The organism is Halobellus rarus (genome assembly GCF_024494595.1).
GTDB lineage: Archaea > Halobacteriota > Halobacteria > Halobacteriales > Haloferacaceae > Haloquadratum > Haloquadratum rarum.
Map to the genome: position 1 here is coordinate 92,443 of NZ_JANHDI010000015.1, position 18,973 is coordinate 111,415.

Annotated in this window: 17 protein-coding genes; 5 read left to right on the forward strand and 12 right to left on the reverse strand. The window is 65.4% G+C overall.

Features of this window, described 5'->3' with window-relative positions; translation table 11 throughout:
• Window positions 1-67: 67 nt before the first annotated feature.
• Window positions 68-1,477, forward strand: coding sequence for an SLC13 family permease (locus NO876_RS17025; RefSeq protein ID WP_256422868.1), 1,410 nt, complete (start codon window positions 68-70; stop codon window positions 1,475-1,477).
• Between the two features lie 82 nt (window positions 1,478-1,559).
• Here NO876_RS17025 and NO876_RS17030 read toward each other — a convergent pair whose 3' ends face one another.
• Window positions 1,560-3,113 carry a class I adenylate-forming enzyme family protein gene (locus NO876_RS17030; RefSeq protein ID WP_256422869.1) on the reverse strand — a complete coding sequence of 518 codons (1,554 nt, stop codon included), beginning with the start codon at window positions 3,111-3,113 and terminating at the stop codon, window positions 1,560-1,562.
• A 208-nt stretch (window positions 3,114-3,321) separates the two neighbouring features.
• Between NO876_RS17030 and NO876_RS17035 the strand changes: the two genes are divergently transcribed.
• Complete coding sequence (locus tag NO876_RS17035; RefSeq protein ID WP_256422870.1) at window positions 3,322-4,227, forward strand: UbiA prenyltransferase family protein; 906 nt, start codon at window positions 3,322-3,324, stop codon at window positions 4,225-4,227.
• A 5-nt stretch (window positions 4,228-4,232) separates the two neighbouring features.
• Here NO876_RS17035 and NO876_RS17040 read toward each other — a convergent pair whose 3' ends face one another.
• Window positions 4,233-5,000 (reverse strand): IclR family transcriptional regulator, encoded by a 768-nt coding sequence (locus NO876_RS17040; protein WP_256422871.1) that lies wholly within the window; start codon window positions 4,998-5,000, stop codon window positions 4,233-4,235.
• A 292-nt stretch (window positions 5,001-5,292) separates the two neighbouring features.
• Window positions 5,293-5,805 (reverse strand): gamma carbonic anhydrase family protein, encoded by a 513-nt coding sequence (locus tag NO876_RS17045; RefSeq protein ID WP_256422872.1) that lies wholly within the window; start codon window positions 5,803-5,805, stop codon window positions 5,293-5,295.
• A gap of 207 nt (window positions 5,806-6,012) precedes the next feature.
• Between NO876_RS17045 and NO876_RS17050 the strand changes: the two genes are divergently transcribed.
• Complete coding sequence (locus NO876_RS17050; RefSeq protein ID WP_256422873.1) at window positions 6,013-6,411, forward strand: universal stress protein; 399 nt, start codon at window positions 6,013-6,015, stop codon at window positions 6,409-6,411.
• Window positions 6,412-6,477: 66 nt separating this feature from the next.
• On the opposite strand, the gene NO876_RS17055 is transcribed toward NO876_RS17050, so the two are convergent.
• Together NO876_RS17055 and NO876_RS17060 are read right to left on the reverse strand one after the other, a co-directional pair.
• Window positions 6,478-7,836 (reverse strand): methyl-accepting chemotaxis protein, encoded by a 1,359-nt coding sequence (locus NO876_RS17055; protein ID WP_256422874.1) that lies wholly within the window; start codon window positions 7,834-7,836, stop codon window positions 6,478-6,480.
• 100 nt (window positions 7,837-7,936) lie between these two features.
• Window positions 7,937-8,380: a MaoC family dehydratase gene (locus NO876_RS17060; RefSeq protein ID WP_256422875.1), complete on the reverse strand. Its 444-nt coding sequence runs from the start codon at window positions 8,378-8,380 to the stop codon at window positions 7,937-7,939.
• Window positions 8,381-8,571: 191 nt separating this feature from the next.
• Here NO876_RS17060 and NO876_RS17065 point away from each other — a divergent pair, with 191 nt between their 5' ends.
• Both NO876_RS17065 and NO876_RS17070 read left to right on the forward strand, forming a co-directional pair.
• On the forward strand, window positions 8,572-8,895 hold the full coding sequence (locus NO876_RS17065) for a hypothetical protein (protein ID WP_256422876.1): 324 nt from the start codon (window positions 8,572-8,574) through the stop codon (window positions 8,893-8,895).
• Window positions 8,896-9,035: 140 nt separating this feature from the next.
• Window positions 9,036-10,280, forward strand: coding sequence for an FAD-dependent monooxygenase (locus tag NO876_RS17070; RefSeq protein WP_256422877.1), 1,245 nt, complete (start codon window positions 9,036-9,038; stop codon window positions 10,278-10,280).
• Window positions 10,281-10,429: 149 nt separating this feature from the next.
• Here NO876_RS17070 and NO876_RS17075 read toward each other — a convergent pair whose 3' ends face one another.
• From NO876_RS17075 to NO876_RS17105, 7 genes are all read right to left on the reverse strand, one after another.
• Entirely contained in the window at window positions 10,430-11,581 is a 1,152-nt protein-coding gene (locus NO876_RS17075; protein WP_256422878.1) for an acyl-CoA dehydrogenase family protein, read from the reverse strand.
• A gap of 53 nt (window positions 11,582-11,634) precedes the next feature.
• Window positions 11,635-13,260, reverse strand: coding sequence for a long-chain fatty acid--CoA ligase (locus NO876_RS17080; protein ID WP_256422879.1), 1,626 nt, complete (start codon window positions 13,258-13,260; stop codon window positions 11,635-11,637).
• Between the two features lie 4 nt (window positions 13,261-13,264).
• Window positions 13,265-13,747, reverse strand: a complete 483-nt coding sequence (locus NO876_RS17085) for a Zn-ribbon domain-containing OB-fold protein (RefSeq protein ID WP_345780773.1) — start codon at window positions 13,745-13,747, stop codon at window positions 13,265-13,267.
• 77 nt (window positions 13,748-13,824) lie between these two features.
• On the reverse strand, window positions 13,825-15,015 hold the full coding sequence (locus tag NO876_RS17090) for a thiolase C-terminal domain-containing protein (RefSeq protein ID WP_256422881.1): 1,191 nt from the start codon (window positions 15,013-15,015) through the stop codon (window positions 13,825-13,827).
• Window position 15,016: 1 nt separating this feature from the next.
• Window positions 15,017-16,963 (reverse strand): 3-hydroxyacyl-CoA dehydrogenase/enoyl-CoA hydratase family protein, encoded by a 1,947-nt coding sequence (locus NO876_RS17095; RefSeq protein WP_256422882.1) that lies wholly within the window; start codon window positions 16,961-16,963, stop codon window positions 15,017-15,019.
• A 127-nt stretch (window positions 16,964-17,090) separates the two neighbouring features.
• Window positions 17,091-18,110 carry a branched-chain amino acid ABC transporter permease gene (locus NO876_RS17100; RefSeq protein WP_256422884.1) on the reverse strand — a complete coding sequence of 340 codons (1,020 nt, stop codon included), beginning with the start codon at window positions 18,108-18,110 and terminating at the stop codon, window positions 17,091-17,093.
• The gene (locus NO876_RS17105; RefSeq protein ID WP_256422885.1) at window positions 18,107-18,961 is read right to left on the reverse strand and encodes a branched-chain amino acid ABC transporter permease; all 855 of its coding nucleotides are present in this window, start codon (window positions 18,959-18,961) and stop codon (window positions 18,107-18,109) included. Before NO876_RS17105 ends, NO876_RS17100 begins: the two co-directional genes overlap by 4 nt.
• Window positions 18,962-18,973: the final 12 nt, after the last annotated feature.

Here is an 18,973-nt window from a genome sequence, read left to right on the forward strand (position 1 = left end):
TGATTCGCACACTGCGGACGCATCGACATCCCTATTGTGGTCCACGGTGACACGACGGACACGAACGATGACTGATGGAATTCCGGCGCGTGCTCGCGGGGCGCTCCCGGTGGATCCCTCCTGGCTCGCCCTGCCCGCGGGGGTCCTCGTCGCCGGTGCGGTTCTCCAGTTCGCGCCGCTGTCGGCCGAGGCCGCTCGGATGCTCGCGATCACGCTGTTCTGCGTCGCGATGTGGATCGGGTCGCCGGTGGACCCGTGGTTCACCGCGCTGATCGGGATCGGTCTGATCGGCGTGGGCTTCTCGGCGGAGCTCGCGCTGACCGGCTTCCAGTCGCCCGCGACGTGGCTCGTGGTCGTCGGGCTCCTCATCGGGGAGGCCGCGACCGCGAGCGGACTGGCCGGCCTCGTCGAGCGGACCTCGCTGCACCGGATGCCGGACCGGATCGCCACCGACGCCGTCGCCGTCTACCGCTACCTGCTCGTGGTCCTCTCGGTCGGGAGCCTGGCGCTCGCGGTGTTGGTCCCCTCCTCGCTCGTGCGAGTGCTGATCCTCGCGCCGATCCTCAAATCCCTCGGCGACCTGTTCACCGAGCGGAGCGCGAAGATCGGGATCTTTCTCGGGCCGCTGTTTGCGACCTACTACGGAGCGTCCGGCATTCTGACCGGCTCGCTCGCGAACATCATCGTGACTGGACTCGTCGAGTCCAGCGGCGGACCGGCGATCACCTGGACGGAGTGGACGCTCTGGATGGGCCCGGTGATGGGCGTCGGCCGCGTCGTCGTCGTCGTCGCCGTCACGTATCTCCTGTATCGCCCCCGGGACCCGGACGCGATCGACGTCCCCGAGGGCCTCGAATCCGTCTCCGCGTCGCCCAAAGAGCGGCGGATGCTCCTCTTTCTCCTCGTCGGCGTCGCGGTCTGGGCGACGGACTTCGTCCACGGGCTCCACCCGCTCTTCGGCGCGGTCGTCGTCGCGCTCCTGTCGTTTTCCCCCCGGATCGGGGTCATCGACCACGGGGCGATCGGCGAGACCGACTTCTCGATCCTCTTCTTCCTCGGCGCGATCTTCGCCATCGCCGAGGGACTCCAGCAGACCGCGTTCACCGACCTGGCGGCCGACACGATGCTCTCGTACCTGCCGAGCGATCCGTCGCTGCCGCTCGTCTTAGTGTTCGTCGTCGTCGTCTCGATGTCGCTGGCGTTCGTGATGGAGGGGATGGCCGTCGCGAGCGTGATCACGCCCGTCTTCGTCTCCTTCGCGACGAGCGCGGGGATCCCGCTCGTCCCCGTCGCGATGATCGAGAGCGTCGCGCTGAACGCGTACTTCTTCCCGTACCAGTCGGCCGTCCTGGTCGCGATGCTCGGGCTCGGCGTGGTCGACACGATGGAGCTGAGCCGGATGGCGGGACTCTGTACGGTCGCGACGCTCGTGTTCCTGCTGCCGATTCAGATCGCGATGTTCACCTTCCTGTTCTGAACACCGTCGGTGTCGTTCGGAGGACACCTCCGCCACAGTCGACCGACGAGCGTGTTTTGAAATAGAAAATCCGCAGCCCTCGTTACGAGAAGTACTTCTCGACGAGGTCCTCACGCTGGATCGTCCCCGTGTCGGTGCGGGGGAGTTCCTCGTCCGTTATCGCGTACGCCCGCGGACGCTTGAAGTCGGCCAGGCCGTCGTGCTGGAGGCAGTACTCCTCGAGTTCGTCTTCCGTGAGTTCCACGCCGTCTTCTGTGACGACGACGGCCGTCACGACCTGTCCCCAGTCCTCGTCGTCGAGGCCGAAGACGCAGGCCTCTGCCACGTCGGGATGGTTACCGAGGACGCGTTCGACCTCCGCGGGGTAGACGTTCTCGCCGCCGCTGTTGATCATGTTGTCGACGCGATCGACGATGTAGAGATAGCCCTCCTCGTCGATCCGTGCGACGTCGCGGGTGCGGAGCCAGCCGTCGAAGTAGGACTTCTCGGTCGCCTCCTCGTTGTCGATGTACTCGTGGGACATCCCCGGACCGCGGGCGATGATCTCCCCGCGCTCGCCGGCGTCGACGGTGGCGTCGGGGTCGGGGTCCTCCGAGAGGGGCGCGGTCTCGACGACGCGGATCTCCCAGGTGAACGACTCCTTCCCGATGGTTCCGGGATGCTCCTCCTGGACGCTCGGGTGTGCGAAGGAGAGGTCGGGCCCCGCCTCGGTCATCCCGTAGGTGTTGTAGACGTGCTCTGAGAGGTGCTCGTGGGTCTCCTCGATGAGGTTCTCCGTGACGATGGCCCCACCGGTCCGGATGTACGACAGCGTGTCGGTGTCGTAGGGCATCTCCGCCCCGCGCTGGATGTCGTTGAGCGCCTTCAGCTGGGTCGGCACGGCGAGCAGCCCCGTGACCTCGTGGGTCTCGATCAGGTCCAGTGCCTCCTCCGGATCGAACGTCGAGTGCAGGACGACCGTCGCGCCCGCGACGAAGTGCGGATACAGCCACGCGTCGGTCGTCACCATGTGGTACCACGGCGAGGTGCAAAGCGCGGTGTCGGTCTCGTCGATGCCGTGCTCCATGATGACCTGCGCCGCGCCGTACCAGAGCTGATCCTGGTCGAACGCGACGGTCTTCGGGACGCTCGTGGTCCCGCTGGTGTGCAGCACCGCGCACTCGTCGTCGGCCGGCAGCGACCCGTCGAGGCTCGGATCCGAGTCGTCGAGGACGGCCTCGTAGGACTCGACGGCCTCGTGGTCGACGTCGCGGTCGCCGGCGTGGAGGGCTGCGTCGAACGCGCCGCGATCGAGGAGGTCGAGGGCGTCGTCGACGTTGTGGTCGTCGAAGACCAGCGCCTCCGCCTCCGCGGTGTCGGCCATCTGCTGTAACTCACTCACCGTCGCCCGGTAGGAGAGTTGCACCGTCGCGAGGCCGCGCTTGTTCCCGGCCCACATCGATTCGATAGCTGAGAAGTGATTTATCGCGAGCACGGCGAACCGCTCCGTCCCGACCCGTTCGGTGACGGCGTTCGCCAGTCGTGTGCTCCGGTCGTCCAGTTCGGCGTACGTGAACGAACGGCCGTCGTCGGTTACGAGCGCCGGTTTGTCGGGATAGCAGCGGGCCGAGCGCGCGAGGGCATCTCCTAGTTTCATAGTCTCGTGTTAGGCATCAACAGGCCAACTGCAGCATTAATTGTTTTGATCGGTGACGATTCGTGATGCGGTTCCTGTCGACGGACGTGTCGATATCAGGATGCTAGCCTTGTGAGATTGAAAACGTCGTCAGGAGACGGGACGCCCGCCAGTGGAGGGGACAGCGACGACGGCGAATTTATTACAGATCGGGCGGTACCGAGGCGATATGGCACGAGTGCGCGACGGAATCGCTGGCATCCTCGCGTACGTTCGGCCCACGTTTATGCTCCCCGCAGTCGGGATATCGGCCTACGGCGGAACGCTGGCACCCGCCGCGGAGTTCGAGTGGGGCACTGCCGCCCTCCACGCCGGCACCGTCGGGCTGGCCCTGTTCGTCGCGCACCTCCGCGACGGCTTCGTCGACGGCCATCTGCGCGGCGAAGAGGCCCCGCGGCTCTCCGTGGCGACGTTCCGCGGGGGAATCCGGCTAGGGTCCGCCGCCGTGATCGTGCTCTCCGCTATTCTGGCGACTCTTTCGGGACCGATCCCGGCGTTCTCGACGCTCTTGCTGCTCGGACTCGCGCTCCTGCACGCTCCCTATTTCGACCGGCATCCGCTGACGGTCACCGTCGATTATCCGATCGGAATCGGCGTCGCCCTGATCGGTGCTCACGCGGCGCAGGCGACAGTTTCCGGGACCGTCGCCGCCGTCGCCGCGCTCGTCGCCGGTCTGCTCGCGGGAATCAAGGTCGGTATCGACCGCCTCGACGAATCGTTCGATCGGTCGATCGGCAAACGGACCCTTCCGGTCGCGTTCGGAGCGGCGCGGGCAGAGCGGATCGCGGCCGGCATCTTCCTGCTCACGGCGGCCGCGTCCGTCGGCGTCGGGCTCTCCGGAGCGGCGGGACTCCTCAGTGTCTCTCCCGGGCTCGCCGTCGGCGCGGCCTCCGTTCCCGTCGCGTGTCTCCTCGCGACGGTCCAGTTGCCCCCCGAGCGCGCTGTCCGGGTTCAAATGGCGCTGACGTACGCCTTCGCCGCACTGCTCTTTCTGTCTGTATGCGATCCGCAGTGTGCGGGGGTCGCGGTCGCCGAACGCGCCTTCGACGCGCTCTCCGGTTCGATCAGCGGCTGATCGAATCACCGATACGCGATCGTGAGGTCGATCTCGTCGGTGGCTGCCCGCAGGTGCTCGAGGATCTCGCCCTCACAGCGCTCCTTCGACATCCGGTGTGCGGGCCCCGCCACGCTCAACGCGCCCTGAACGTCCCCATCGACGGTCAACGGGACGCCGATCGCCTGTATCCCCTCCAAGTCCTCACTGAGATTGAGCGCGTAGCCCTGCTCGCGGATCTGTTCTAATTCCTCGTCGAGTCGCTCCCGGTCGGTGATCGTGTTCTCGGTTCGGGCGGGCAGTCCGTGTCGCTCGACGATCCGGTCGACATCCGCCTCGGGCAAGTGGGCGAGAATCGCCTTGCCGCCGGAGTTGTAGTGCATGTGATCCTGCGTCCCGAGGATGGTGTTGACGTTGATGTCGTTGTCGCCCCCGCGCCCGTAGACGTAGATCGCCTTCCCGTTCTGGTGGGCGATGAGCCACGACATCTCCCCGGTCTCTCGCTCGATCCGGTCGACGGCGGCGAGGCCGGACTGGAATATTTCGAGTTGACTGCGGACGTACTGGCCGTACTGGAAAAACCGGAGCCCCAGGTGGTACTCCCCGCCCCGCTTGACGACGAAACCGCGCTCCACGAGCGTCGTCAGGTGCCCGTGGACGGTGCTCTTGGCGATGCCGAGGCGGTCTGCGAGCTCGGTGACCCCAGCCCCGTCGAGGCGTCGCAGGAGTTCGACGACGTCGAACAGCGTCTCGTCGGACTTGATCCCCTGACTTTTCCCCGATTTCTTTCCCATACGCGTACTCTTCGAACCGGAAACAAGTATTTGTCGTGTACGTTCGACCGGTATATCCACCCGGTAGTCGACGAGACTGCAGTACAGTGTTCGACAGTATCGAATACACTCTGATCCGTAGGAAACATAACAACCGTACGGATGTTACCACGACCGCGTCGGATTTTCAGATGGAAAATAACCGGTGGCTCGGGAGACCGGGGCGAACGGACTACGCCATTGGGCTTCCCGGTGGACGTTGCCGAACGTCCCGACAACCTCCGTTCGACATCATCGAATAGACTTGTGTCGATCATTCGACCGCGCGAGTATCCAGTCCCGCATCACGGAACCGGGCGGCCAGTTCGACGTACGTCTCGTGGGTCTGATCGATCTGTGCGAGTTGTCCGTCGGTCAACGGTCGCGTCTCGGCGGGCGTGCCGTACGCCAGGTGCTCCGACGGAACCGTCTGATCTTTCCGTACTACCGCGTTCGCGGCGATTATACAGTGGTCCTCGACGGTCGCCCCTCCCAGTACGGCGCTCTGCATTCCGACGAGCGTGTGGTCACCGACGTCCGCGTAGTCGACGACTGCTCCGTGGCCGACCGTGACGGCGTCGCCGAGCGTCGCCCCGTGAAGCATCGCGAACTCCTGCACGTTCGTCTCTTCGCCGACCGTCACCGCCGTTCCGTGTCCGCGGAGACAGGCGAACGGCCAGACGCTCGCCCGGGCGCCGACCGCGACCTCCCCGACGAGGTACGCCATCTCGGAGACGAACGCCTCGTTCGCGACGGCCGGTTCCGTACCTTCGAACGCACGTAACATACGAGGTAACTGTCGGCATCGGTGATTAATCTCACTGTCCCTCGGTCGTTGGCCGGCCGTCGGAGGGCGGTGGACCGACCGGTTGTTCGACTTCATAGAACGGAATGGTCGTCTCTCTGCGATCGATCGCCGACCACTCGAACGGTCACCGCCACAGTTCCTGGAATCGGCGCGGAAATATAAGTAGGTGGCCGGAGGAGTGTGCGTATGGTCCGAGTACTGCTCGCACTCGACGACGACATCGCGCAGTCGCACGCACAGACGAACGCCATCGAGGATATGGTCGAGACGGCCACCGGTGCGGAGGTGTTCATCCTCCACGTGTTCGGGGACAATCCCGAAGGGGCGTCCGTCCAGCAGGTCGAAGCGGTCCGGGAGGCGTCCGACCGACTGGAGGAGGCCGGCGTCGACGTTCAACTCCTCGAAGCCAGCGGTTCACCGGCGGACGAGATCCTGCGGTACGCCGACGAGCAGGACGTCGATCAGATCTGTGTCGGCGGCCGGAAGCGCTCGCCCGCCGGCAAGGCGCTTTTCGGAAGCGTCACCCAGGACGTGATCCTCGGTACACACCGTCCGGTGCTCGTCTGCGGGAGCACCGAAGAGTAAGGAATCTCCGACTGTTCGTTCGGAGAGAACGGACAGCCGACTACGCTTTTCGAGGCCGACCGACCGCTACTCGTTGTTGATCGCCGAGTCGAGGTTCCGTTCGAGCGCTGTAACGCTCCGGCTGATCTCTGCGACCTGTTCGGTCTGCTGTTGGTTCGCCGCGGCGAGTTCTGCGACCTCGTCTGCGATCCGTTCGACGCCCTCGACAGTCGTCCCGAGCATCGCCGAGATGTCCTCCGCGCTCGTCGCCTGCTCGTCGGTCGCCGTCGCGATCTGTTCGAGCTGGTCCGAGACGTCCGCGATCGACGACTGGATCTCGCGTTGGTTCTCGTTGACGGCCTCGATCTGGGTCTCGATCTCCTCGACCTGTTCGGTCGTCTGCTCGATGCCCTCGATGGTGTCGTTCGCGATCTCCGAGATGGACTCGACGAGTCCCTCGATGCGATCCGCCTCCGTCTTCGACTCGGAAGCGAGCGATTTCACCTCGTCGGCGACGACGGCGAAGCCCTCTCCCGCGTCGCCCGCCCGAGCGGCCTCGATCGATGCGTTCAGTGCCAGGATGTTGATCTGGTCGGCGATGTCGTCGATCAGAGCGACGACCTCGTCGATCTCCTCGACCCGGTCGGCGAGATTCTCCGCGTCCGAAGCCATCCGGTCGCTCGCGCTCGCGACGTCCTCGACGGTCCGCAGGAGTTCGGTCGTCGACTCCTCGGAGTCGGTAGCGAGGTCAGCGGTGTCTGCGCTCTGGGTGCTTATCGTCTCGACGCTCGCGGCCACCTCCTCGGTCGTGGCGCTGAACGTCTGGATCTCGTCGTCGACCTCGCGGACGTGTTCGGCCTCCTGCTCTGCGACCTCGGCGATCACGTCGACGTTCTCGGTGACCTGTGAGGACGCCGCCTCCAGTTCCCCGACATTCGATTCCAAGTCCTCGCGCACCTGCTGCTGGACGCTCTGCATCGACTGGCGCTGTTCGACGAGGTCCGTTACTTGATAGAGGACCTCGAAGGCCCCGGCGACGGATCCGTCGGGCCCAGTGAGGGGGACCCCCATCGCTCGGCCGTGTCCCTTCTCGCCGTCGGTATTGGTGATCGTTCGTACTTCCGTCTCGCGAATCGTCTCGCCGGTGCGTGCGACCTTCTCGGCGAGGGTCTCGGTCACGTCCTCGGTCCCGATCACTTCGTGGGCTTCGCGACCCAGCGCGTCCTCGGCCGAGAGACCGACGAACGACGCCTGCTCTTCGTTCCAGTGCGTCAGCCGACCGTCGTCGTCGACGACGATGATCGGCTCCGGGAACTCCGCGGCGAGCTGGTCGAACATGTGACGCCAGTGGTCGCGCTCGGCTTTGTACCGCTCAGTGTCGCTCATCCCTTCCGGGAGGTCCGGAGCGAGGGTGGCGTTTTCGGGAACCGGGTTTTGGGTTGCCATTGCGAACGAGTCCATCGTGTCCCTACATAACTGATTCGCCCGGTTTTCACGAATGATATCGAACCCACCGGCCGAGCCGACCGGTCGAACCCGCCGACTGTCAGTCGTACGCCCTGCCCTTGACGAGGGCGACGACCTCGAACGTCGTGACGACCTCGTCGTCACCGTTGACCGCCTCTCCCGCTGTGGTGACGTAGCCGCGGTCGCCGTGTTTCGTCGAGGGTTGCTTGTCCAGTACCTCGGTGCGGAGGTGCAACGTATCGCCCGGTCGAACCGGCTTTCGCCACCGGATGTGTTCGACCTCGACGCCGGCCAGCGCCGCGAGCGGCTCGGGCTGTTCGGCGATCATCCGCATACACATCGCCATCGTGTGCCAGCCCGAGGCGACGAGTTCGCCGAAGAAGGAGTCTGCGGCGGCCTCCTCGTCGGTGTGAAACGGCTGCGGGTCGTACTTTGTACCGAACTCTTTGATCTCTTCGGCCGTCACGTCGTAGGATCCGAACGCCGCGGTCGATCCGACCTCGACGTCCTCGAAATATCGCATACCCGATGCACACTCGGCGGTGTAGAAAACCCTTCGACGCCCGGGGGGTGGTGACCGCGGACGCGAGGAGGAACGGTCCGGCGCTGCAGCAGGGGTCCTCCCTCGCTACGGTTTCAGGCTCCACGACGCATCTGCGGGTGGCACACCAACGTACCGCAAGGATTTATGTACCGCACGTCGAAGACCCGAGTATGGCGCGACAGTCAAATCTGGAACAGGCTGCCGAAGCGGCGGATGACCTGCCGGATCCCCGGGACGTCGTCGAGAAAGACGAAGAGGTACCGCTCGAGGAGGTCTTCGACGAGACGTTTATGACCGAGAACACCGACTTCGACACCTTCGACGAGATGGTGGCTGCGAGTCCCTCCGAGGCGACCTCCGCTGACGAGCTCGGCCGGGTCCCCCGCGACGAGTGGGACGAGTTCATCGCGGAGACGACGAACTTCGAGGACGAAGAGGAGTTCGTCTTCGCCGCCCGCGACCACTGGGTCGCGAAGAAACTCGGGCTGAACTGACACCGAATCTGCGTCCGCCGGCGTTCGAATCGGATTCGCTGAGCGACCGCTCTACCGTCGGAACCGCCGCGTTCGACGGTCTCCAGCCGATGCAACCACAACGATTATGAGGTACGTGTGGCAAGGTACGAACAGACACGATGAGCTCAACTGACATCGACCAACCAGTGTTAGTCGCCGGTGCGGGGCCGACCGGGATGACCGCGGCGCTCGCGCTGCACGCACGTGGCATTCCCGCAGCGATCCTCGAGGCCGACTCCGAGGACCGCGACCGCGCCGGGAGCCGTGCGATCTACGTCCACGGATCGACGCTCAAGACGCTCGAACGGAACTACCCGGGTCTCGGGAAGGACCTCGTCGACGAGGGGCTCGTCTGGCCGACCCGCCGGACTGTCTGGCGCGGCAAGGACGTCTTCAAGCGGACCTACGACAACCCCGGCGGCAGCGGCGAGTTCCCCCACTTCACCAGCCTCCCGCAGGTCACCACCGAGAAGTACATGCACGAGGCGTTGGAGGAACTCGGCATCGACATCCACTGGGATGCCGGCGTCGAGTCCGTCGAGTCGACCCCCGACGGCGTCCACGTCGAGACGGCCGACGGTCGAGAGTGGGAGACACCGTACCTCATCGGCGCGGACGGCGGCGGCTCGGCGGTCCGCAACGAGATCGGCTCCGAGTTCGAGGGCGACCAGTCGGAGAACTCCTTCATCATCGTCGACGTGGAGACGCTCGACGGAAACACGATCGAGGAGGAACCCATCCCGTTCGAACGGCTGTTCCACTACGACGCGCCCGAGGCGGGCGGCCGTAACGTGATGCTCGTGCCCTTCTCCGGCGGCTGGCGGCTCGACATCCAGTGTCTCGGTGACGACGATCCCGAGGAGATCGCGAGCGACGAACAGATGCGCGAGTTCGTCCGCGAGATCATGGGCGAGGAGTACGTCGACAACATCCAGTGGACCTCTACGTACAAGTTCCTCCAGGTCATCGCCGACTCGTTCGTCGACGAGCACCGCCGCGTGCTCCTGGCCGGCGAGGCCGCGCACCTGCTGGCTCCCTTCGGTGCCCGCGGGATGAACTCCTGCGTCGCCGACGCCGACGAGGCCGCCTCGGCCGTCGCCGTCGCCGCACGGGCCCGACGGGACGCCGTCGCGCGCAACGAGGTCGAACTGTACGCCGCCCGCCGCGAACGCGCCGCGGAGTACAACATCGACGCCGCAGGACAGGCCCTGGACTACCTGCAGGGCGACACCCCGGTCACCGTCCTCCGCAAGGAGGTCGCCGCGTCGCTGGCGGACCACTTCGAGTCGGCCGGCGAGTACCTCGACGACGCGCCGTACGGCCCCCACGACGCCCCGCCGATCGCGGCGACGGGCAACTACTGAGCAGGGCATCATCCACGGACTTCGTCTTTTTTCACGCCGCAGCCGACTCCCACAGCGGCAGTGCCGCACAGGCCATCGTCGTCTCCGACAGGCCGCAATCGGTCGGACGAGCGTTTCGGTTCGACAGAATGCCGAGCGGACGACGCCGCTCAGTAGTTCCGGTAGATGAGGTCGCGCTGGACCGCGCCGACGCCCTCGTAAGCCATCGGCATCCGGACGTCGCGGTAGACCCGGGTGACCCGCTCGTCGTTCAGCAGCGCCCGTCCGCCGTGGAGTTTCATCGCCGTCTCCGCGCACTCGGCGGCCACCTCGGTGGCCTTCGCTTTCGCCATCGCGGCCCACCGCTCGGCGTCCTCGCCCGCCATCACGTGGTCGACCGCCTGCCACAGCAGCGCGCGGGCGCTCTCGAACTCCATCCGCATCTCCGCGAGGTCGTGCTGGACCGACTGGAAGTCCGCAACCTGTCGGCCGAACTCCTCCCGTCCGTGGACGAACTCCCAGGCCTCCTCGATGGCGGCGGCCGCGAGGCCGATCCCGTGGGCCGCCACCCGGACTCGACCGGTGTTGAAGAACTCCGCGACCATCTTGAACCCGTTACCGCGCTGGCCGACGAGATTCTCCTCCGGTACGCGGCAGTCGTCGAAGACGATGCGCGCCTGCTCGGAGGCCCGGTAGGCCATCTTCTCGGGGATCGGCTCCGCCTCGTAGCCCGGTGCGTCGGTCGGGACGAGGAGCAGCGAGTGGTTGCTGTGGCGATCGTCGCTCTCCTCTGTCCGTGCGTAGACGGTGATGTAATCGCCGGAGACGCCGTTGCCGATCCAGTACTTCTCTCCGTTGAGCACCCACTCGTCGCCGTCGAGGCGGGCGCTCGTCTCCATTCCCGCGAGGTCGCTACCCGTGTCGGGTTCGGAGATGGCCATTCCGGTCCGTTTCTCGCCTTCGGCGACCGCGCGGAGGTACTCCTCCTTCTGTGCCTCGGTGCCGAACTCCTGGAGGATCTCGGTGCCGAAACTCTGGCTGACGATTCCGAGTCCGAGCCCCGCGTCCGCGCGGAAGAACTCCTCGACGGTCGCGACGATCTCGTCGAGCGAACGGCCCGGACCGCCGTATTCGGCGTCTATCTCTTGGGCCACCAGTCCCGCGTCGTGCGCGGCCTCGACGACGTCGACGGGGTACTCCCCGGAGTCGAAGTACTCGGCCGCGACGGGGGCCATCTGCGCTTCGGCGAACGCCCGCGCACGGTCTTTCGGTTCTCGGGCCGCTTCGGGGACGACCGTTTCTGAGAGTATATCTGATTGCATATCTTTTTTCGGTAGTGTCGTTTATCAGGAATATCTGTCCGGGATCCTCGGAATCAGTTCTCTAGCGGAAGCGAACCGTGTTCGTCGGTGAACTGGTCTCGAAGGCTCTTCTTGTTGAACTTGTGGGTCGTCGTTTTCGGAATCTCATCGACGAAACGGAATACGTCTGGAAGCCACCACTTCGGGAACGTCTCCAGCAGATGCTCCCGCAGCGTCTCCTCGTCCACGCTCGGATCGTCGGTCACGACGAAGGCGACCGGGCGCTCCTGCCACTTCTCGTGGGGGACGCTGATCACGGCCGCCTCGGCGACGCCCTCGGCGTCGATGAGGGAGTTCTCCAGTTCGACCGAGGAGATCCACTCGCCGCCGCTCTTGATCGCGTCGTCGATGCGGTCGACGATGTCGAGGTACCCGTACTCGTCGATGGTGCCGACGTCGCCGGTCTTGAACCACCCGTCCTCGGAGAACGACGACTCGTTCGCCTCGGGTCGTTTGAAGTAGCCGTCGGTGAGCCACGGCGACCGCGCGTGGATCTCTCCGGGCGTCTCCCCGTCGTGCGGCACCGGCTCGCCGTCCGTGTCACGCAGCCGAATCCGCGCGCCCGGTGCGGGAATCCCGGCCTTCCGCTTGAGTTCGTAGCGCTTCTCCTCGGGGAGCCCCTGCATCTCCGTCGTCTCGAAGGTGTTCGCGAGGTGCGGCGACGCCTCGGTCATCCCGTAGCCCTGGTAGATCGGGGCCTCGTACACCTCCTCGAACTTCTGCATCAGCGACGCCGGCGGGGCGCTCCCGCCCGTGAGAACGCGATCGAGGGTGTCGAGCGGTTCGCCCTCGGTCGATTCGAGATAGCTGTCCATCTCGATCCAGACGGTCGGCACCGCCGCGGCGACGGTCACGTCCTCGGCGTCGATCAGGTCCGCGACCGCCTGCGGAGACGTGTGCTGACCCGGGAGCACGAGCTTCGACCCGTAGAACGTCCCGGAGTACGGGAAGCCCCAGCCGTTGACGTGGAACATCGGGACGACCGGCATCACGGTGTCGTTCTCGCCGACGCCGAAGACGTCGACGTGGCCGTGCACCAGCGTGTGGAGGAACATCCGTCGGTGGCGGTACTGGACGCCCTTCGGGAGGCCGGTCGTGCCGGAGGTGTAACACAGCGCGAACTCCCGCTCCTCGTCGAGTTCGGGCCAGTCGTACTCGGTGTCGTACCCCGAGATGAACGACTCGTAGTCGACGACCTCGTCGAGGTCCGTGTCTGGGACCTCGTCGTCGAGCACGACGTACCGCTCGACGGTCTCGAGGTCTGGGGCGATTGCCTCGACGGTGTCGAGGAACTCGGGGTCGACGAACAGCATCCGGTCCTCGGCCTCGTTGATGATCTCGACGAGGTGGTGCTCGGGCAGTCGGTGGTTCGTCGTGTGGATGCTCCGACCGCTGCAGGAGGGGCCGAAGTACAACTCGTAATGGCGGTAGTGGTTGACCGCCATCACCGACACGCGGTCGCCCCCTTCGAGGCCGTAGTCGTCGAGCGCGTGGGCGAGCTGACAGATCCGGTCGTAGGCGTCCGCGTAGGTGTAGCGGTGGATCGATCCGTCCGAGAGCTTCGAGACGATCTCCTTGTGGTCGAAGAGATCGACCGCCCGTTGCAGGAACTTCGTGATCGTGAGTTCGTAGTCTTTCATCTGCCTACTCCTGTGGCTCGAATCGGTAAAAAACCCGTTCGTGGTCGACCGGGCCGTCGATCTCGACGATCTTCAGCTCGACGGGATCGCCGATCTCGAGGTCGTCGTACTCCGCGTCGTCGATCCGACCGGACAATTGGACGTCGCCGAGGTCGACGATGCCCGTGACGAACGGGACCTCGTCTTCCATCCCCATCGGCGCGCCCGCTCGAACCGTCGAGAAGGCGAACAGCTCTCCCTCGTGCGGGAGGTCGACGTACTCCAGGTCCTCGCTTCGACACTCCGGACAGACGATCCGCGGCGGGAAGTGCAACTCGCCGCACTCGCGGCACTCTGTCGTCGTCAACTGTCCGTCCCGGAGGTTGTCGTAGAACTCGACGATCTCCGTCGTCTCCGCGTTCTGTAGCTCGTAGAAGTCGAGCAGTCGAGGCAACTCGATCGTCTTCGGGATCTCGACGACGTCCCTGTCGGTCCCGCCGTCGGTGATCGGTTCCACTCCCGCCCGCTGGTCGGGAGCGGCTCGCTCCGTCCGCTCGTCGTCTGCGTTGTCTCCCTGGTTCTCGTTCATAGTCGACCTCGCGCGAGGGTCATCACGCTGTGCACCGAGGCGCTGCCGCTGAGGTTGTGGATCAACCCCGTTTCCGGGTCCGGCACCTGCCGCTCGGGTTCGACGGTCCCGCGGAACTGGTTGAACACTTCCAGGGCCTGCGAGACGCCGGTCGCCCCGAGCGGGTGTCCGCAGCCGAGCAGCCCGCCGCGGGGGTTGACGGCGATGTCGCCGTCGAGTTCGCTGCGGCCCTCCTCCATGAATTTCCCGCCCTCGCCCTTCTCGACCCAGCCGAGGTCCTCGTACTCGACGATCTCGCTGATCGAGAAGCAGTCGTGGACCTCCGCGACGTCGAGTTCGGCGACGGGGTCGTCGATCCCGGCCTGCTCGTAGGCCTGCTCGGCCGCCTTCGTCGCCTGCGGCCACGCCGACATCGACGGGAGGTTGTTGATGGAGTTGCTGCCGAGACACGTCTGGCCGCTGCCGGTGATCCAGGCGGCCTCGTCCGTGACCTCGCGGGCCTTCTCCTCGCTCATCAGGATCAGCCCCGCCGCGCCGTCGGTGACGCCGCTGCAGTCGTACAGACACAGCGGCGGCGACAGCTCGAAGGAGTCGTAGACGTCGTCGACGGACACCTCCTTCTGGAAGTGCGCGAACGCGTTGTTGGCGGCGTGGGTCTTGTTCTTCGCGGCGACCTGCGCGAGTTGCTCGCGCGTGGTGTCGTACTCGTGCATGTGCCGCTGAGCGATCATCGCGAAGTACGGCGGCGCGTTGAAGCCGTTGACGCCGTCGAACTCCCGATCCATCACGTTGGCCATACTGGTCTGCGCCTCGGGAGTGTACTCCCGCGGGAGGTTCATCTTCTCGACCCCGAGCACCAGCGCCGTGTCGATCTGCCCGGCGGCGATCGCGAGCCACGCGTAGCGCAGCGCGGCCTGCCCGCTCGCGCAGGCGAGTTCCGTCCGCGCGATCATACTGTCGACGTCGACGCCGAGCAGTTCCGCGACCATCGGCGCGACGTGCGTCTGGAAGGCGAACCGCTCCGGCTGGACGGAGCCCACGAAGAGCCCCTCGATGTCCTCTGGGGTGACGTCTGGCACGTCCTCGAAGGTCGCCTTGCCGGCCTCCTGGATCAGATCTTTGTAGCTCGCCTCGCGGACGCCCCACTTCGTGTGCCCGCCGCCGACGATACCGACGTTTCGCGTCATCTCACTCGCCCCCGAAGTCGGGTTCGCGATCCTGGTTGAACGCCGCCACGCCTTCGAGCATATCGTCCGTCGTCGCGAGCAGGCCGAAGCCCTGGCTCTCCAGCGTCAGGCCGGTATCGAGGCTCGCGTTCTGCCCCTCCTGGATGACGTTCTTCGCGACTTCCAGCGCGGTCTGGGGGCCGTTCGAAAGGTCGTCGACGACGTCGTCGATCAGCCCTTCGAACTCCTCGGCCTCGACGGCCCGGTTGAGGATGCCCCACTCCTCGGCGCGCTCGGCGGACAGTTGCATCCCGCGGTAGACCATCTCCTTCGTCCGCGGTTCGCCGATGAGTCGGACGAGTCGCTGGGTGCCGCCGCCGCCGGGGATCAGCCCGAGGTCGATCTCCGGGCTGCCCAGCGTCGAGCCCTCGGTGGCGTAGCGGAGGTCGCACGCGAGGGTGATCTCCAGCCCCGCACCGAGGCAGAAGCCGTCGATCTTGGCGATGGTCGGACGGGGGTACTCGTAGATCGCCTGAACGGTCTCGTCGACGCCCGCCAGGTCGGTCGGTTCCGCGGTCGTGAAGCCGGTGATGTCCGCGCCCGCGCTGAACGCGCGCTCGCCCGCGCCCTCGAAGACGACGCAGGCGACCTCGTCCTCGTCGGCCGATTCGAGGACCCGCCTCACCTCGTCGAACATATCCGTCGAGAAGGCGTTGAGTCGCTCCTCGCGGTCGAAGACCACGTTGAGCACGCCCTCGTCGGTCAGTTCGTGGGAGATGAAGTGGTACGGCCCGCCGTCGCTGTAGTCGTAGAACCCCCTGCCTGCTTTCTCGCCGGTGTGGCCCGCCTCGACGAGTTCGACGAGGTAGTCGTCGGGTTCGTACCGTTCCGCGCCGGTCCGCTCGTGGAGCGATTCCAGCTTCTCCAACACCCTGTCGAGACCGAGCTTGTCCGCGGTTCGGCACGTCCCCTCGGGGAGGCCGCCGCCGAGGCGCATTCCGATGTCGATGTCCTCGGGGTCGGCGACGTCGTCGCCGACGAGTCGCGCCGCCTCGTTGATCATCCGCGCCTCGATTCGGAGCGTGTCGATCCCCTCTCCGTCGGTGGGTTCGTAGTCGACCCCGTTGCCGTCCTCGTAGTCGTAGAAGCCCTTGCCCGTCTTCCGTCCCAGGTTCTCCGCCTCGACTCGGGAGCGAATCGACCCGGGGACGGGGAGATCCCACTGGTCTCGCGAGTGCGTGAAGATGTCGAGGCCGCCGAAGTCGTTGAGCTCGAACGGCCCCATCGGGTAGCCGCGCTGGAACACCATCGCGGCGTCGACGTCTTGGATCTCGACGTCGCCCTCGTCCAACATAAAGCCGGCCTCACCCATATACGGCGTCAGGACGTTGTTGACGACGAACTGGGGGATGTCTTTTCGAACGCGGATCGGCGTCTTATCGAGCGATTCGACGAACGCCACCGCGGCGTCGACGACAGCGGGATCGGTCTCCTCGCCGGAGGCAACCTCGACGAGGTCCATCTTCACCGGCGGGTTGAAAAAGTGCATCCCGCAGACGTACTCGGGCTGGTCGGTCGCTTCCGCGATGTCGCCGACGCGGAGACTCGAGGTGTTCGTCGCCATGATCGTCTCGTCTCCGGACGCCGCGTCGACCTCGGCGAAGATGTTTCGCTTGAGCTCTAGATCCTCCGGTGCGGCCTCGATCACGAGGTCCGCGTCGTCGACGGCGTCGGCGAGATCGACCGTCGTCGAAACCCGCGCCAGTACGTCGTCGGGGTCCTCGTCGATCTGGCCTTTCTCCGCGAGCTTGCCGAGACTCCACTCGATCTGTTCGTAGCCGTCCTCGACGAACTCCTCCTCGATGTCTCGCATCACGACGTCGTAGCCGGCGATGGCGGCCACTTCCGCGATGCCGTGGCCCATACTCCCGGCTCCGAGAACCGCAACGCTCTCGATATCAGCGGTCATCGTATAAGAGTTCGAATCGCAGATAATGAAAGTATCGGTGTGCTACCAACAGCCAAACAGCGCCGATCGACGCCACCGAGGGGCGACGCGTCGAAAAAGCGGGTTCACTCCCCCCGTCTGGATCCGTTCACTCGCCGCTTCGGAGTCCCGCGAGTCGGTCGCGGACGCCGCCTTCCTCGTACATCGTCTGCGCCATCGGCAGAATCCCGTCCTGGAAGTAGATGAACAGGAACGTGAGGAGCAGTCCGAACGTGACCGTCCGCCACTGACCGAACTGCGAGAGCAGGTTGTCGAGGTAGATGACGATGGCCGCGCCGACGAGCGGACCGAACCGCGACCGGAGACCGCCGAGGACGAGGATGATCAGCACGAGCACGTCGACGCCGTTGAAACTGAACAGCCCCGGGATCACGATTCCCGTCGTCTGCGCGTAGAAGGGTCCGACGAACCCGATGATGAACGTGCTGAGGAAGCCGGCGAACACCTTCAGCCTGATGACGTCGATGCCCGTCGCGCGAGCCGCGAACTCGTCTTGCCGGATCGCGGCGAACGCCAGGCCGTACTTCGAGTTCGTCAACCAGGTGTACACGGCGAACACGACGGCGAAGACCCCGACGAGTACGTAGAATTGAACCGCGAACGGACCGATTCCGAGCGCACTCTCGACGGCCGGGAGGTCGAGATCGCGGAACGGAATCCCGGTGGTTCCGCCGGTGATGTCTCGGAGGCCGACGATCACCTCCATAATGATCATCTGGAACGCGAAGGTCACGATCGCGAGGACGATCACGGTGAACTGCCGACGGGCGGCCACATAGCAGATGAGCCCGCCGAACACGCCGGAGACAAACGCCCCAACGAAGAGCGTGAGCCACGGCGACACGGCGAAGTGCTGCGCCGTCAGGACGGTCGTGTACGTCCCGAGTGCGGCGATCCCTCCCATATAGAGGATCAACTGATCGGTCTCGCCGAAGATGATGTTGAGCGCCATCGCGAAGATGGCGAAGGTCATCACGGTGATGAACCGCCGCGAGATGTAGGTGGTCGACGGATCGAAAAACAGCGGCGGCACCAGTAGGAGTGCGGCGAACACCGCGATGACTGGCAGTTGACTGCGAATCGACGAGAGTGGGTTGTTGGCGTTCATGATATCTGCTCCGGTTTATAGATCAGCACGGCGATCGCAGCCGCGAAGAGCGTGACGGTCGCTAAGTACGATCCGAACAGGGCCCCGGCGATCGTCATGATGAATCCGAGGACGATTCCGGCCGCGACGGTTCCCGAGATGCTGTCGACGCCGCCGACGATCGACACCATGATCGCGAACGACGTCAACGTGAACGAACTCGCCGGGGTGACCTCCGCATCGAGCGCGTAGAACACGCCGGCGACGCCCGCGATGGCGGCGCTCAGAACGAACACGATCGCCTGTACCTTTCGGGGCGGGATCCCACAGAGCACGGCACCGGTCTCGTCCTGAATCACGGTCCGCGTTCCGATCCCCAGGTACGTGTGATTGAAGAAGTAATAGATGAGTCCGAACAACACCGCCGCGGCCACGATCACCGCGACCGAGGACCCGGTGAGGCTCGCGCCCGCGAGGGTGATCGACGGGACGCCGACGTCGAGGAACACGCCCCCCGGGTAGTAGATGAAGAGCAGTCCCTCGAAGAACAGCGACAGTCCGAGCGTGACGAAGATCCCGAGCAGGATCCGGTCTTCTCCCTCCTCTCTGTACACCAGCGAAATGACTGTCCGGTCTAACACCAGCGCGAAGAGCGCGACCAGTGCCACGGCGATCAGTCCGGCGAACACCAGCCCCGGTACCGTTCCCAGTAGAATCGAACACGCGATCACGGCGACGACGGCGAATACGCCGAGGAGCAGGTTGAGAATCTCGCCCAACCCGAACACGAGCGTGATACCGAGTCCGAACAGGGACAGGATCACACCCCTCGCGAGGCCGTCGATAAGCAGTTCTAAGCCCTCTGCTAACATACATCTGCATCG

Bases quoted from the DNA above. Each gene is read 5' to 3' on its own strand.
- NO876_RS17035 (WP_256422870.1), top strand. From the start codon at position 3,322: ATGGCACGAGTGCGCGACGGAATCGCTGGCATCCTCGCGTACGTTCGG.
- NO876_RS17095 (WP_256422882.1), bottom strand. From the start codon at position 16,963: ATGACCGCTGATATCGAGAGCGTTGCGGTTCTCGGAGCCGGGAGTATG.
- NO876_RS17060 (WP_256422875.1), bottom strand. From the start codon at position 8,380: ATGCGATATTTCGAGGACGTCGAGGTCGGATCGACCGCGGCGTTCGGA.
- NO876_RS17045 (WP_256422872.1), bottom strand. From the start codon at position 5,805: ATGTTACGTGCGTTCGAAGGTACGGAACCGGCCGTCGCGAACGAGGCG.
- NO876_RS17070 (WP_256422877.1), top strand. From the start codon at position 9,036: ATGAGCTCAACTGACATCGACCAACCAGTGTTAGTCGCCGGTGCGGGG.
- NO876_RS17050 (WP_256422873.1), top strand. From the start codon at position 6,013: ATGGTCCGAGTACTGCTCGCACTCGACGACGACATCGCGCAGTCGCAC.
- NO876_RS17100 (WP_256422884.1), bottom strand. From the start codon at position 18,110: ATGAACGCCAACAACCCACTCTCGTCGATTCGCAGTCAACTGCCAGTC.
- NO876_RS17105 (WP_256422885.1), bottom strand. From the start codon at position 18,961: ATGTTAGCAGAGGGCTTAGAACTGCTTATCGACGGCCTCGCGAGGGGT.
- NO876_RS17075 (WP_256422878.1), bottom strand. From the start codon at position 11,581: ATGCAATCAGATATACTCTCAGAAACGGTCGTCCCCGAAGCGGCCCGA.
- NO876_RS17080 (WP_256422879.1), bottom strand. From the start codon at position 13,260: ATGAAAGACTACGAACTCACGATCACGAAGTTCCTGCAACGGGCGGTC.
- NO876_RS17040 (WP_256422871.1), bottom strand. From the start codon at position 5,000: ATGGGAAAGAAATCGGGGAAAAGTCAGGGGATCAAGTCCGACGAGACG.
- NO876_RS17030 (WP_256422869.1), bottom strand. From the start codon at position 3,113: ATGAAACTAGGAGATGCCCTCGCGCGCTCGGCCCGCTGCTATCCCGAC.
- NO876_RS17090 (WP_256422881.1), bottom strand. From the start codon at position 15,015: ATGACGCGAAACGTCGGTATCGTCGGCGGCGGGCACACGAAGTGGGGC.
- NO876_RS17055 (WP_256422874.1), bottom strand. From the start codon at position 7,836: ATGGCAACCCAAAACCCGGTTCCCGAAAACGCCACCCTCGCTCCGGAC.
- NO876_RS17025 (WP_256422868.1), top strand. From the start codon at position 68: ATGACTGATGGAATTCCGGCGCGTGCTCGCGGGGCGCTCCCGGTGGAT.
- NO876_RS17065 (WP_256422876.1), top strand. From the start codon at position 8,572: ATGGCGCGACAGTCAAATCTGGAACAGGCTGCCGAAGCGGCGGATGAC.